This window comes from Maricaulis sp. B-26, assembly GCF_056857855.1.
Genome location: NZ_JBSXNX010000026.1, coordinates 248651 through 261586, shown reverse-complemented (window position 1 = coordinate 261586; position 12936 = coordinate 248651). Strand labels below are relative to the sequence as shown.

Annotated in this window: 20 protein-coding genes; 16 read left to right on the top strand and 4 right to left on the bottom strand. The window is 63.4% G+C overall.

What is annotated here, in order from left to right:
* Positions 1-42: 42 nt before the first annotated feature.
* Positions 43-639, bottom strand: a complete 597-nt coding sequence (locus AC13HB_RS13590) for a glutathione S-transferase family protein (RefSeq protein ID WP_482950309.1) — start codon at positions 637-639, stop codon at positions 43-45.
* Positions 640-710: 71 nt separating this feature from the next.
* Between AC13HB_RS13590 and AC13HB_RS13585 the strand changes: the two genes are divergently transcribed.
* From AC13HB_RS13585 to AC13HB_RS13575, 3 genes are all read left to right on the top strand, one after another.
* Positions 711-1427, top strand: a complete 717-nt coding sequence (locus AC13HB_RS13585; protein WP_482950308.1) for a helix-turn-helix transcriptional regulator — start codon at positions 711-713, stop codon at positions 1425-1427.
* A gap of 235 nt (positions 1428-1662) precedes the next feature.
* Complete coding sequence (locus tag AC13HB_RS13580) at positions 1663-1872, top strand: cold-shock protein (RefSeq protein ID WP_482950307.1); 210 nt, start codon at positions 1663-1665, stop codon at positions 1870-1872.
* A gap of 129 nt (positions 1873-2001) precedes the next feature.
* Entirely contained in the window at positions 2002-2232 is a 231-nt protein-coding gene (locus AC13HB_RS13575; RefSeq protein WP_482950306.1) for a hypothetical protein, read from the top strand.
* A 142-nt stretch (positions 2233-2374) separates the two neighbouring features.
* Here the strand turns inward: AC13HB_RS13575 and AC13HB_RS13570 are convergent, their stop codons facing one another.
* Both AC13HB_RS13570 and AC13HB_RS13565 read right to left on the bottom strand, forming a co-directional pair.
* Positions 2375-2740, bottom strand: a complete 366-nt coding sequence (locus tag AC13HB_RS13570; RefSeq protein ID WP_482950305.1) for a cupin domain-containing protein — start codon at positions 2738-2740, stop codon at positions 2375-2377.
* 81 nt (positions 2741-2821) lie between these two features.
* The gene (locus AC13HB_RS13565; RefSeq protein ID WP_482950304.1) at positions 2822-3736 is read right to left on the bottom strand and encodes a LysR family transcriptional regulator; all 915 of its coding nucleotides are present in this window, start codon (positions 3734-3736) and stop codon (positions 2822-2824) included.
* A 121-nt stretch (positions 3737-3857) separates the two neighbouring features.
* On the opposite strand from AC13HB_RS13565, the gene AC13HB_RS13560 reads away from it, so the two are divergent.
* The 4 genes from AC13HB_RS13560 (at position 3858) to AC13HB_RS13545 (ending at position 5907) form a co-directional block, all read left to right on the top strand.
* A complete protein-coding gene (locus tag AC13HB_RS13560; RefSeq protein ID WP_482950303.1) occupies positions 3858-4403 on the top strand; it encodes a carboxymuconolactone decarboxylase family protein in 546 nt (181 codons plus the stop codon).
* A 79-nt stretch (positions 4404-4482) separates the two neighbouring features.
* A complete protein-coding gene (locus tag AC13HB_RS13555) occupies positions 4483-5121 on the top strand; it encodes a pyridoxamine 5'-phosphate oxidase family protein (RefSeq protein WP_482950302.1) in 639 nt (212 codons plus the stop codon).
* Positions 5121-5594, top strand: a complete 474-nt coding sequence (locus tag AC13HB_RS13550) for a nuclear transport factor 2 family protein (RefSeq protein ID WP_482950301.1) — start codon at positions 5121-5123, stop codon at positions 5592-5594. Before AC13HB_RS13555 ends, AC13HB_RS13550 begins: the two co-directional genes overlap by 1 nt.
* Positions 5595-5697: 103 nt before the next feature.
* Positions 5698-5907, top strand: a complete 210-nt coding sequence (locus tag AC13HB_RS13545; protein WP_482950300.1) for a SlyX family protein — start codon at positions 5698-5700, stop codon at positions 5905-5907.
* A 7-nt stretch (positions 5908-5914) separates the two neighbouring features.
* Here the strand turns inward: AC13HB_RS13545 and AC13HB_RS13540 are convergent, their stop codons facing one another.
* Positions 5915-7426: a LytTR family DNA-binding domain-containing protein gene (locus AC13HB_RS13540; protein WP_482950299.1), complete on the bottom strand. Its 1512-nt coding sequence runs from the start codon at positions 7424-7426 to the stop codon at positions 5915-5917.
* Between the two features lie 192 nt (positions 7427-7618).
* Between AC13HB_RS13540 and AC13HB_RS13535 the strand changes: the two genes are divergently transcribed.
* The 9 genes from AC13HB_RS13535 (at position 7619) to AC13HB_RS13495 (ending at position 12918) form a co-directional block, all read left to right on the top strand.
* A complete protein-coding gene (locus tag AC13HB_RS13535; RefSeq protein WP_482950298.1) occupies positions 7619-9073 on the top strand; it encodes an alpha/beta hydrolase in 1455 nt (484 codons plus the stop codon).
* A gap of 86 nt (positions 9074-9159) precedes the next feature.
* On the top strand, positions 9160-9495 hold the full coding sequence (locus AC13HB_RS13530; protein WP_482950297.1) for a cupin domain-containing protein: 336 nt from the start codon (positions 9160-9162) through the stop codon (positions 9493-9495).
* A 117-nt stretch (positions 9496-9612) separates the two neighbouring features.
* Positions 9613-10065, top strand: coding sequence for a hypothetical protein (locus AC13HB_RS13525; protein WP_482950296.1), 453 nt, complete (start codon positions 9613-9615; stop codon positions 10063-10065).
* Between the two features lie 4 nt (positions 10066-10069).
* Positions 10070-10603, top strand: a complete 534-nt coding sequence (locus AC13HB_RS13520; RefSeq protein ID WP_482950295.1) for an RNA polymerase sigma factor — start codon at positions 10070-10072, stop codon at positions 10601-10603.
* Positions 10596-10931 (top strand): hypothetical protein, encoded by a 336-nt coding sequence (locus AC13HB_RS13515; protein WP_482950294.1) that lies wholly within the window; start codon positions 10596-10598, stop codon positions 10929-10931. The genes AC13HB_RS13520 and AC13HB_RS13515 overlap by 8 nt, the downstream gene beginning before the upstream one ends.
* Positions 10932-11005: 74 nt before the next feature.
* A complete protein-coding gene (locus AC13HB_RS13510) occupies positions 11006-11563 on the top strand; it encodes an NnrU family protein (protein WP_482950293.1) in 558 nt (185 codons plus the stop codon).
* Between the two features lie 76 nt (positions 11564-11639).
* Positions 11640-12023 (top strand): DUF6249 domain-containing protein, encoded by a 384-nt coding sequence (locus AC13HB_RS13505; protein ID WP_482950292.1) that lies wholly within the window; start codon positions 11640-11642, stop codon positions 12021-12023.
* A gap of 14 nt (positions 12024-12037) precedes the next feature.
* Positions 12038-12580 carry an RNA polymerase sigma factor gene (locus tag AC13HB_RS13500; protein WP_482950291.1) on the top strand — a complete coding sequence of 181 codons (543 nt, stop codon included), beginning with the start codon at positions 12038-12040 and terminating at the stop codon, positions 12578-12580.
* Positions 12577-12918 (top strand): hypothetical protein, encoded by a 342-nt coding sequence (locus tag AC13HB_RS13495; protein WP_482950290.1) that lies wholly within the window; start codon positions 12577-12579, stop codon positions 12916-12918. The genes AC13HB_RS13500 and AC13HB_RS13495 overlap by 4 nt, the downstream gene beginning before the upstream one ends.
* Positions 12919-12936 lie beyond the last annotated feature (18 nt).

The window sequence follows — 12936 nt, the reverse complement described above, 5'->3', positions numbered from 1 at the left end:
CCCACTTCCCCGCGAGCGGGGAGGAAAGTGGCCGATCTCCCCCTAGGCCTCTGCCATCTCCCGCTCCGCGACGCGCTTGACCGACGGGTGGCCGGCGCAGCGGGCGACCCAGTCCTTGATGACGGCATTGTCCGGCATCAGGGCGGGGGCCCAGACGAAGGGGCTGGCGCAGAGCAGGTCGGCGGCGGTCCAGCCGTCGCCGAGCAGGTAGGGTCGGTCCTCCAGCGCTTCGGCGAGGCGGGCGATCATGGTGTCGTAATCGCGCAGGCTGGCGTCGACGACCGGGTGGGATACCTCGGCCCATTTCAGGATGATCAGCGGTTCCATGATGCCCTGATAATAGAACAGCCAGGACAGGTATTCGCCGCGCCCTGGCGCGCCCTCGATCGGGCCGAGACCGGCCTCGGGAAACTTGTCGGTGAGATAGAGGGTGATGGCGCCGCGCTCGCGGATTTTTTCGTCGCCGTCGACCAGATAGGGCACTTTCTTTTCCGGATGCGGATTGGCCGGGTCGGGACCGCCGGAGCCGTCCTGGCGGGCGAGGGTGACTTTGCGGATCTCCACATCGGCGCCGAGCGCGTCGATCAGCGCGACGATGCCGGAGGAGCGGGAATTGGGGGCGTGATAAAGCATGGCCATGAGGCAGGTCCTTTGTGTTTCGACGCCGGGACCCTAGTCTCGCCCTCCTGACAGAACCCGGCAGGAGCAATATGGCTCGCACAGATCGACTGATGCGCCTGATGGATGTGATGCGGCGGCTGCCGTCGCCGGTCACGGCCGAGCGCCTGGCCGGGGAGACCGATGTCTCCATCCGCCAGCTCTATCGCGATATCGCGACGCTGCGCGCCGGCGGAGCGCTGATCGACGGCGCCGCGGGCGTCGGCTACACGCTGACCGAAGACCCGGCCCTGCCGCCGCAGAGCTTTTCCAGGCTGGAGATCGAGGCGCTTATGCTGGCGGTGAGCGGGCTGGAGCGGATCGGCGACGAGACGCTGACTGCGGCCGGGCGAGACGCACTGGCCCGGATCATCGCGACCTTGCCCGACGCCCAGGCCCGCCATGCCATGCATTCGACGGTGCGCAGCTGGTTCCCCTCCGATGAAAGACCGCCGGTCGGCGTCGATATGGACCTTCTGCGCCGGGCCTGTTGGGAGGAATTCAGCCTGGTCATGACCTATCGCGATCTCAAGGAGCAGCGCACCGAGCGCGAGATATGGCCGCTCGGCCTGTCCTACGGCCAGGGCGTGCTGATGATGCTGGCCCATTGCCGGCTACGCCAGGATTTCCGGGTCTTCCACGTCGCCCGGATCGAGCGTCTTTCGCGCGGTAGCGAGAGCTTCAGGCCGCGCCGCGTCGGTCTCCTGCGCGATTATGCGGTGCTCCGGCGACAGCAATACGAGGCCGCGCGCCCAGCTGCCGACGCCTGACGGGGCGGGGTATTCACCCCTCCGTGCAGCAAATAAAATTCCCAAATATTGTCCGAGCGACTTGTTTTTGACACCGTTCGCCTCTATATGTCCGGCATCGACTTGGTTTGACGAATTTTCTTGGCGCAAAATATTCGCGTCCCTGACTTTTTCCCTTCCAAATTCGACACTCAGGACTCACCGGCACACGGCCGTGCGAGCCTGTCCCCACGTGACTGATTGAAAGGAAATCGTCATGACGACTGGTACCGTTAAATTCTTCAATACCACCAAAGGCTTCGGCTTCATCCAGCCGGAAGATGGCTCGACCGACGTGTTCGTTCACATCTCCGCGCTCGAGCGCTCCGGCATGCGTTCGCTCGATGAAGGCCAGAAGGTCACCTTCGACGTCGTCGAAGACAAGCGTTCGGGCAAGAACGCGGCTGACAACGTTCAGCTGGCCTAGGCTGACAGACCGTTCGGGACGCTGGATGCCAGCCCACCCGATCAATGACCAGAGAGGCCGGGCATCTGCCCGGCCTTTTCTGTTTTCAGGCCTGTTTGTTTTCCCGATCAGCAACGAGGGAGTCTGCCCATGGGCGAGACCCGACATGACGACGTCTTCAAGGTGAAGCCGAAAACACCCCACACCCGTGCCGAGCTGACCGATGCGACGGCGCGCGCGATTCTCAAGGAAGAGGCGGACGAACGGACCGCCCGCACCCGCAAGCTGCGCGAAGCGCGCCTGGCGCGGGAAGCCGAAGCCCCGCCGCCCGCACCGGCCAAGCGCCGCGCCACTCGCAAACCCCGCCCGCGCACCGTCTGATTCCGCCTCCCGACAGCCTGCTGGCTCCGTGTTTCGGGCCGGGCTCGATACGGCCGGCAGCAACAGGGGAGGCCATCATCACCATCCGGACCATGAACCGGCCCGAGGTCGATGAATGCGTGGCCGGGTCCTTCTCGCGCCTTCAGGTGCGCTGTTCGTCCAGACTGCGTGTACGCGGCGTCACGACATCGCCGGTATGAAGCGTCGTCTCCGGCTCGATCAGCATGACCCAGCACTCCTCCTCGGCGACGGGATTATGCCGTACGCCGCGCGGCACCGTGAGCATCTCGCCTTCGCCCAGTTCGGCCGCGCCGTTCTCGAACTCGATCTTCAGCCGGCCGCGCACGACGAGGAATAATTCGTCCGCATCCTCATGCGCATGCCAGGCCAGCTCGCCCTTCAGCTTCGTGACCTTGAGCAGCTGGTCGTTGACCCGGCCGACAATCCTGGGAGACCAGAAATCTGTGAGCTGCCGGAAGGCCTGTTCGAGATTCTGCGTGGCGATCATGAAAGGCGGATCCTGTGAAACTTCAGGCAAGGTAGCGCGCGGAGCGGCGAGGACCAGTGGTACTTCCACTTCAGGGCTGGGTCAGCAGCAGGCTTCGATTTCCTGCAGTCTTTCACGCAGTCGCGCCTTCGCGAAGTCGAGGAAGACACGCATCTTGGTCGGCAACTCGCCCTGACCGGCATGGACGAGATGGACCGGGAGCGGCTCGGTCTCGAATGCCTTCAGAAGGATGCGAAGCGTATGCCTGCGCACGGCCTCGGCGCATTGATAGCTGAGGACGCGCGTCACGCCTACACCCTGTTCCGCGGCCCAGACTGCCGCATCGGCTGCGGAAACGGTCAGACGGGGCATCATGGCGATTTCGGTCGGCTTGCCGTCTTCCGACACGAAAGGCCAGTTCGCCGACCGCGTCAGCACGTCGAAATCCACGCTTGGCAGCATTGCCAGCTCATGCGGCGTCCGGGGCGTGCCGTGTGCGGCCAGCAGATCGGGACTTGCCACTACGACGGTACGGACTTCCCCGACACGTGTGGCGACCAGGCTGCTGTCAGGGAGCGGACCGATCCGCACCGCCATGTCGATCCGCTCGTCGAGCAGGTGAAGATTGCTGTCGGACAGGGTGAGCCGCACATTGATCTCCGGATAGGCCGCCAGGAAGTCCCGGATAAGCGGAAGCGTGTGAAGCCGTCCGAAACAGACCGGAGCCGTCACGATCAGCTCTCCTCTCGGAGTCTGATATTCGCCGGCAGCCTTGCGCTCGGCTTCTTCGATGTCTTCGAGAATTCGCCGCGCCGCGCCGAGATAGGCCACACCGGCATCGGTCAGGGCGAGCTTGCGCGTCGAGCGCGTCAGCAGCCGGGTTCCAAGATGTGCCTCAAGCTCGGTGACCTGACGGCTGACAGTGGCGAGCGGGATGCCGAGACTGCGGCTGGCTGCTGAAAAACTCCCGCTATCGGCAACCCGAAGCAGGATTTTCATGGCTTTGATACGGTCCATCACTGTTCCGGAAAATGGAAGAGATATTCCAGAGAATGCACTATTATCATTCAAAATGGAATGTCTATTTCTCCCTGGCAAGACGCGATCACCCGGATCGCCCCCCGAAAAGGAGAAATCCATGTCCCGACTTCCCATCCCCGAACTCGACAATGCGCCGGATGCGTCCAAGCCGATTCTGAACGCCGTTCATGGCCAGCTCGGCGTGGTGCCGAACATGTTCCGGCTGATCGCCTCCAGCCCGGCGGCTCTGGAAGGCTTCACCGCCAATAACGGTGCCCTGGCGAAGACGCTCGACGTCAAGACGCGCGAGCGGATCGCGCTCGCGGTCGCCCAGGTCAATGGCTGCGACTACTGCCTGTCCGCGCATACCTATCTCGGACTGAACCTGGCCAAACTGAGCCCGGAGGAAGTCGCACTCAATCGCAAGGGCGGGTCCGGTGATGCCAAGGCGGATGTCGCCGTCGGTTTCGCGGCGAAGATCGTCCGTGAGCGCGGTCAAGTCAGCGATGCCGACATCACGGCCCTGCGCGATGCCGGATACAGCAATCGGGAGATCGTCGAGATCGTCGCCGTGGCGGCTGAGAACGTCTTCACGAACCTGATCAACATCGTCGCCGATACCGATATCGACTTCCCGGTCGTCAGCGCCGCCCAGGCGGCCTGATGACGGGGCGGGCGGACCGTCCCTCAGTGTCCGCCCGTTTTTTTACCGGCAGTTCGCCTGTTGGAGAAAGGTCCCTCAGATGGGCTATGGATTCCTGGCTATCGCCATCACGCCAAGCGTTCGTGCCGTGCAGCTGGAAATGGGTAGCGCCCATGTCTGGGAGCGGACGGACATCGAACGCGATTTCGACCGCTTCACCGGGAATGAAGCTGCCTTCATAGCGGCAAGGGACAGTTTCTACATGGCCTCGGTCTCCGAGTCCGGCTGGCCCTATGTGCAGCATCGCGGCGGTCCGCCGGGCTTCCTCAAACTCCTCGACGAGCGGAGGCTGGCTTTTGCCGATTATCGCGGTAATCGCCAATATATCAGCGCTGGAAATCTGCGTGCGAATACGCGTGTGGCGCTGATCCTGATGGATTACGCCAAACGAACGCGCCTGAAGATTTACGCGCGTGCCGAAACATTGCCGGCCGGAAGCGATCCCGAGCTTGAAGCCAGCCTCGCCATGCCGGGCTATCGCGCACGAGCCGAGCGGATATTCGTGCTCACACTCGAAGCCTTCGACTGGAATTGTCCGCAGCACATCACTCTGCGCTTTAGCGAGGCGGAAATCCGCGAGGGTATGCGGGAGGTGCGTGAGCGGATGACAGAACTGGAAACGCAAAACGCCCGGCTCCGCGCCGAGCTGGCGAAGCTGAACCCGAATGGAGTCCGGTAATGCAAACCGAACGACCGCCACTGCCTCCTTATTCAGATGCCGAAGCGGCGGCCCTCAAGGTCCGTCTGGCGGAAGATGCGTGGAACTCCCGCGATCCGGCCCGAGTCTCGCTGGCCTATACGGTCGACAGCCAGTGGCGCAATCGTGCCGAGTTCGTGCAGGGTCGGTCTGCGATCGTGGGCTTCCTGACGCGTAAATGGGAGCGCGAGCTTGACTATCGTCTGATCAAGGAGTTGTGGAGTTTCCATGATAAACGGATCTCCGCACGCTTCGCCTATGAATGGCACGATACGGAGGGCAACTGGTTTCGCTCCTACGGAAACGAGATGTGGGAATTCGACGCGAAGGGCCTCATGCACCGCCGCGCCGCGAGTATCAATGATGTGGCGATCCGCGAGGCCGACCGGAAATACCACTGGCCGCTGGGGCGTCGCCCGGACGATCACCCGTCATTGAGCGATCTCGGCTTCTAGCCGGCGCGACTAAGGCGCCTCAGCTGCACACCGCGGCCGTACCAGGCTTCGCGCCGGAGAAAATCGCGCTAGCCTGCGGACGGACTCACCGGAGCATGGCGCCATGATCGACACTTTGCAGGCCCGTATCGAGACGCTGGAAGAGAACAGCGCCCACCAGGACAAGACGCTCGAAGACCTCAATGAGGTGATTCTCGCCCAGCGTGAGGAGATCGATCGCCTCACGCGGCGCCTGAACAAGCTGCTGCTTCGCGTCGACACGCTGGAAGCCCAGGCGCCAGCGCCCGAAGCGAAGAAGCCGCCGCACTATTGAGCCTCAATCAGCCGGCCTGCGGCCGAGCCGCCAGCGCGCTGCGAACCGATGGCAGGATGCGCCGGCTGACCGGAATTTCGCCGCCATTGGTCAGGGCCAGCACGCCGATGCCGGAGGTGTCGCGGGTGAGTGATTCGACATAGTCCGTATTGACGATATGGGAGCGGTGGACACGCAGGAATGTCGCCGGTAGTTCGGCCTCGAGCCCGTTCAGCGTACCGTTATAAAGCCTCGATCGGCCGTCATCGAAACAGATCTCCACATAGTCCCCGGCGCCCTTCAGATGGACGATCCTGTCGGTGGAGATTCGTTCGAGGCGCCCGGCTTCCGTCAGCGAAAGCTGGGCGGGCTCTGTGCGCTGTCTTGCCTTGTCCAGCGCTGCTTCCAGCTGCCGCGCGCGGACGGTCTCGGCAACGCGGAGCGAGCGTTCGCGGGCGAAGGCCTGGGCCTGAAGACCGACCAGGACAAGCAGCATGCCGCCGGCGAGATAGAAGACATGGCGGTCGAGAAAGGTGCTGCCCTCCAGGAGGAGAAGCAGGACGGAAATGGCCAGAGCTGCAGCCCAAATCCAGCATTCGCGTCGGCCGCGCCAGGCCCGGTAGAGGCAGAGAACGATACCGGCGGCCAGGGCGACGAGCAGGGCGAATCCCGATTTCGCGTCATACCCTCCGGCAAAATAGAGGGTCGCGGCCTCCAGGATTGCAATTCCGGCCAGTACGAGACCCTGGGTACGCGCTGACCAGTCCGAGTAGCGTGCCAGCAGATAGGCGATCAGGATCAGGCCCAGCAGGGCCGAGCAGCCGGCGACTGCCAGCATGCGGAGTTCGTGCACGGGAAAGGGATAGGCGAACAGGCCGCGAGCTATTTCCGCGATCAGCTGCAGGGCAGCGACCAGGGAGAAGGCCGCCAGGAGCAGGGACCGGTTCCGTTCGATGCCCCGCCAGGCTGCGATGGAGAAGAAAATGAAGGCGAGAATGAACGCCCCGAAGGTGATCGCGGTCGGCCAGTAACCGGTCATGATGCGAAGACCGGGATCACCGTATTCGCCGATCGCGATCCAGTGCACAGGATTGATGAAGCGCAGAAACCCGTGATGGGCCGAAGCCAGCAAGATGACTTCGTTCCTCTCCGGGCGGATCAGGTCGCGCGGCAGGTAGAAGACGGCATCCATCGCCCCGGGTATTTCCTCCGTGATCCCGCGTCCGGGGCGGCCGTTCTCGCCGAGCCATTCCCCGTTCACCCAGACACGGCTCGACATCTTTCCCGACACGTAAAGGCCGAGCGGCTGGCCGTTGGCCCCCAGTGTTTCCGGCAGGTCGATATATGCCCTGATCCAGAGGGCTCGCTCCTGCGGGTCCACCTGCCACAGGTCTTGCTGTTCGCAGGCGGCATTGCCGAAGTCCGGCGGGGCCGTCTCGTCGCCGGCGGCGGGGCATACGGTGACGCTCGCAGCCTGTGGCTGAGCGAGTGTCGGAGCGGAAAGGGCGAAGAGAAGAATCGCGAGCAGGAAACGGTGCATGTCCCCAGTCTAACGGGGCGGCGCCGTCCGGTCGCCCTGCAGGCCCCGCCGCTTAAAGAAAGAAACCTGCCGTTCACAGACCGGCAGCATGCCGCCCGGCGTTTTGTCCGCGCCGTTTGCCGAAATCCGGATGCACCTGTGCCGGTCATCGTGAAACCTCGTCGCATCGGATACCGCGAAAGGAGACTGGATATGAGAATTGTCAGGGGTTATCTCGCCGGCGCACTCGCCGCAATCGGCTGGCCGGCTGCCGGACTGGCGCAATTGCCGGGCGAGGAAGCCGTCGTGTTCACCGCACAGAGCGGGGAAACCGCCGACGCCTATCGCGGATTTTTCGAAGTTCCGGAGAACAGGAACGATCCGGCCAGCCGGACGATCGCGCTGGGCTATGTCAGATTTCCCGCGACGACGGACAATCCGGGTTCGCCCATTGTCTATCTCGCCGGCGGGCCGGGCGGGTCCGGTACGGGGGCGGCGGAGGAGCGGCGCTTTCCCCTGTTCATGGCCATGCGCCAGCATGGCGACGTGATCGCCTTCGATCAGCGCGGAACCGGATTGTCCGACGACACGCCCGCCTGCCGCTCCAGCCACGTGGTTCCCGATTTGCAGCCTGTCGGCGATAGCGGCCTGGCGGATATATACCGCGCCGCGATCCGTGAATGCGTGGCCTTCTGGCGCGCCGAAGGGGCCGACCCGGCGGGCTATACGACTGCGGAAAGCGTTCAGGACATCTCCGCCCTCCGCGCCCATCTTGGCGCCGAGCGTGTCGCGCTCTGGGGGATATCCTACGGCAGTCACCTCGCTCTGGCCGCACTCGATGCGATACCCGGCGAGATCGAACGCGCGGTCATTACCGGGGCCGAGGGGCTCGACCAGACGGTAAAGTATCCGGCGCGCACGGATGACTATATCCGCCGTCTGCAGCAGGCGGTGAATACGCAGCGGGAAGCCCGCGCGCTCTACCCCGATATCGAGAGCATGATCCGCCGCGTGCAGGCCCGTCTTGAGGCAGAGCCCCTGCTTGTCACCTACACAAGGCGCGACGGCAGCGAAGCGGAGATCCTGTTCCAGCGCCGTCATGCGCAGGAAGTGGTTTCGCGACTGATATCGGACCCGCAATGGGCGACGCTCATGCTGGCTATCTATCGGGGGCTCGACACCGGAGATCTGAGCCCCTTGCAGGCAGCGCTCCCGTTTTTCCATCGTCCCGGCGAGCCGCTTGGCTTCCGTCTCATGCCCACCGCGATGGACCGGGCTTCGGGGATCAGTGCGGGCCGGCTCGCCGAGGTCCGGCGCCAGATCCCGCACGCCATGGTTGGCGGCTATCTCAATTTTCCGATGCCGCAAGTGATCGATGTGCTCGAGGAGATCGATCTGGGCCCGGCATTCCGGGACGGCCCCCATGGCGATACGCCGGTCCTCTTGCTGAGCGGCACGCTGGACGGGCGGACCTATCCCGACGGTCAGGCGGAAGCCGTCGCGGGCCTGGGAAACGTCACCCGGATCATGGTGCGCAATGCCGGTCACAATCTCTTCATGTCGTCGCCGGAAGTGGGCGAGGTTATCCATCGTTTCATGCGAGACGAACCGCTGGGGACCGGTGAGATCGAGGTCGCACTTCCCGACTTCACGCAATTGCCTTTCTGACGGCGGCACCTGTCTGCCGCAGGCCCGATCGCGTAGGATCGCACCGGGCTTGCGGCCTGTGGGCGGCGTATGCGGGGAGGACAGGCGTGAACGAGGGAATCCATGTGCTGCGGCCGATGGACGGCGGATGGCGGGACAGCCGCCGTCCGGGAATCCGTCAGCAACCCATGCTGTCGCCCGAGAGCGGGGCTGCGCAGAATCTTGTCCTGGTCGAATACGAGGAGGGTGCTGCGGTCGAAATGCACGAGACGCATGTGCCTGAGACGATTTTCGTGATCAGCGGTCAGCTTGTACTCGATCTGCCCGGCGGGCCGGTCGGGCTCGGTCCGCAGGAGGCGGTCTATTTCGAGCCTGGTACGTCGCATGGCATGCATGTCGAGGCGGGCCCGTGCCGTTGCCTGCTGGTTTTTTCGCCGCATTGAATGTCGGCGAGACAAAAAATCGAAACGGCCTGCATCCGGAACGGTAACCGGCGGCAACACAGAGGTAACGGCACGTCCGCGCCAAGGCCGGGCCGTAACCGATGAAAGGACACTGACATGGCAGACCTGTTCGATAGCTACTGGTGGTTATTGTTCCCGCTCTTCTTCTTTGTGGCCGCCGGCTGGAACAGCTTCATGCGCTACAAACGGGCCCAGGCGAAAATCGACCTTTTGAAAACCTATGCGGCTTCGGGCAAGGAGCCGCCGGAAGCGTTGTTGCGAAGTCTCGATCGCGATCGAGACGATGATGGCTGGGACGTGTCGGAAGGCATGAACGATGACGGGCTTGATTCCGGTTCGAGACGTGGTCCGGGGCGCTCCGGCAGAGGTGGCAGCCATGCCTTCCTCGTCATTCTCTTTGCAGGCCTGGCTGCTGTCTTTGCCTATACAGGCTATTCGAGCTGGCTCGGCAATATGGGAGAGGAAGCCTACTTCATTGCGATGATCATGGGCGTGCTGTCGCTTGCCTTCCTGGTCTCCGCAATCTTCAAGGGCGGGCGCCGGGGCTGACACGATGGGGGAAATCCCGACCGACGCGGCTCTGGTCGCAGCGGCCCGGTCGGGCTCTGACGCGGCCTTCGCGCGTATCGTCGACCGGTATCAGCGGCCCGTAAGGCAGTTCCTGCGGCGCATTTGCCGTGCGGAGTCCGATGCGGATGATCTCGCGCAGGAAACCTTTCTGGCGGCCTGGACGCGATTACGCCTTTTGAGAGACCCGGCCCGGCTCAAGTCCTGGCTGTTCGGGATCGCGTGGAACCGGGCGCGCAGCGAGGCTCGGGCCATGGCTCGCACGCGCCGTCGCGACGATGCCTGGCAAGCCGGGCAGCCGGTGAATGAGGTGCCGCAGGTGGATGCTGGCATGGCGCTTCGACAGGCCCTTGCCGCACTTGGCCCGGAACAGCGTGCGGCCGTGGCTTTATGCCTTGGGGCCGGCTTCACCCACGCGGAGGCGTCGGAGGTCTTGGCGATGCCGCTCGGTACGGTAAAATCCCACGTGCTGCGCGGCCGGGCGCGGCTGGTAGAGATACTTGGAGCCGGCGATGAGTAAGCCAGATTCGATAACCCGCCTGTTTGAGGCCGGCGATGCGCCGGGTGGCAGTATTCCGATTGCCGATCCGGTGTTTCGCGCATCGGTGATGCGACGCGTCGCAATGCGACGGCTCCAGTTCGAACTCGTGGCCTGGTTTGCTGCCGGCTTGCTTCTTCTGGCCGGATTGTGGGTGGCGCTGCCGCTTCTGATCCCCGCGATCAGGGAGATCGGTGCCGGACTGGCAAGCGCGTCGCTGGAACTCGGCCTGACCGCCGTGCTGGTCCTGCTCGGCCATCTCTGGCTCAGCGGCCGCCTCAATCTTCCGGACCTGCGGTGGTTCGAATAATTCCGAAATAGCGGTTTTCCCGGACGACTGCGCGATGAATCGCCTATAGTCGGGAAAAAGAGGGGGAGGCCTGCATGCTCATCCTGGTCGTCGGACTGGTTCTGTTTCTGGGTGTCCATTTTCTCCGTGTCATTCCCGGCGCCCGGTCCGGACTGCAGGCGAGGCTTGGCGAGACGCCCTACAAGCTCGTCTATACGGCGGCGTCGCTGATCGGTTTCGGCCTGATCATCTACGGCAAGATCATCGCCCATCCGCCGGTCCAGGTCTGGACACCGCCGGAATGGTCGCGCCATCTCGCCTTCGCGGTCGTACCGCTCGCCATCATCCTGATCGTGTCGGCCTATGCGCCGGGGCATATCCGGCGCTGGGTGCAGCATCCCATGCTCGCCGGCGTGGTGCTCTGGTCGGGCGCGCATCTGCTGGCCAATGGCGAGGCCTCGGCGCTGATCCTGTTCGGCAGTTTCTTCGTCTGGTCGTCGATCACCTTCGTGGCAGCCTGTCTGAGGGAGACGCCGCCACCTGTGGTGAAGGGCTGGGGCGGGGATCTCACAGCCATTGTACTGGGGTTTCTTGCAGCGCTTATCCTTATGAATTTGCACATGTATATGTTCGGGGTGGCAATTATCGGATAGAGCCTGCATCCAATGGGGCGCCTCCGGGTATCTCAGTTACAAAGGCGGCGCGGTGCCGCTTGTTACGGAGGTTGATATGGAAGACATCCTGATTCCCATCTCACTGTTCCTGATGATCGTCGGGATTGTCTGGATTTCGGTGAATGCGTCGTCGCAAAAGCGCAAGGCGACTCTAAAAGTCGTCGAGGAAGCCATTCGCAGTGGTCAGACGCTGACGCCGGACACGGTCAAGGCGCTTGGCATGCCGAAGAATGACGGCAATGGCGATCTGAAAGCCGGTAGCATCCTGGTTGCTGTCGCGCTGGCCTTCATCCTGCTGGGCTTCGCCATTTCCGGTGTCGAAGGCGATCCAGAAGTCATGTACATTATGCCCGCCGTCGCAGCCTTCCCGGGCCTGATCGGTCTGGTGCTGATCGGCTTCGGGTTGATGAGCAAGAAGAACAATAACGCGGCTGACTGACCGGAGGCTGCCCCATGACAGCGTCGGACGCAGATCTCACAGCTCTCGTTATCGCGACCCGGAATCCGGCCGCATTCGGAGAGCTCGTCCGGCGCCATCAGGGCCTGGTGCGGTCCATGCTGCAGCGCATGTGCCGCAACCATGCCCTCGCCGACGATCTCGCCCAGGATGCCTTCATCCGGGCTTATGAGAAGATCGGCAGCTTCAAGGGGACGGGCACATTCAAGTCCTGGCTGTGCTCGATCGCCTACACGGAATTTCTCAAGTCAGCCCGCAAGCGCAAATCGACCGAAAAGGCGATGGAGCGGTTCGGAGCGGGGCTCGAAGAGGCCGAAGCGCCTCGGGACATGGGCAATGTGGTTGATCTCGATCGAGCGCTCGCCACATTGAAGGAAGACGAGCGGGCTGCGGTCGTGCTGTGCTATTCTTGCGGCATGTCGCATTCCGAAGCAGCCGAGGCGACAGGTATGCCGCTGGGGACGGTGAAGTCGCATGTGAACCGGGGGCGGGCCAAATTGCAGGCCTTCTTCCACGAGGCAGAGGTGATGGCGTCATGACGATGGATGATGCATTCGACGAAAGGCTGAAAGCCGCATTCGCCAAGGCCGCGGAACCCCTCGAGCGCGAGGAGGCGTCCGATGCCTTCACGCACGGCGTGATGCAGCGGCTCTCCCACCCCAATCGCAAGCGCGTTCTGCTCCTCGGTGGTGCTGGCTCGACCGGTTCGGCCATCGCGGGCAGCCAGCTGGAAGGCGTGATGGGCAATCTCCAGATGCCAACGGACGGTGCTTGGGCCACGGTCGGACTGCTGATGACCCCCGAAGCGCTCGCAGCGGCCGCCATGGCGGTCACGCTGGGCCTGGTGGCGACGATACTGCCGCGCCGCCTGATCTGAGGCTTTTGCACTGCAACA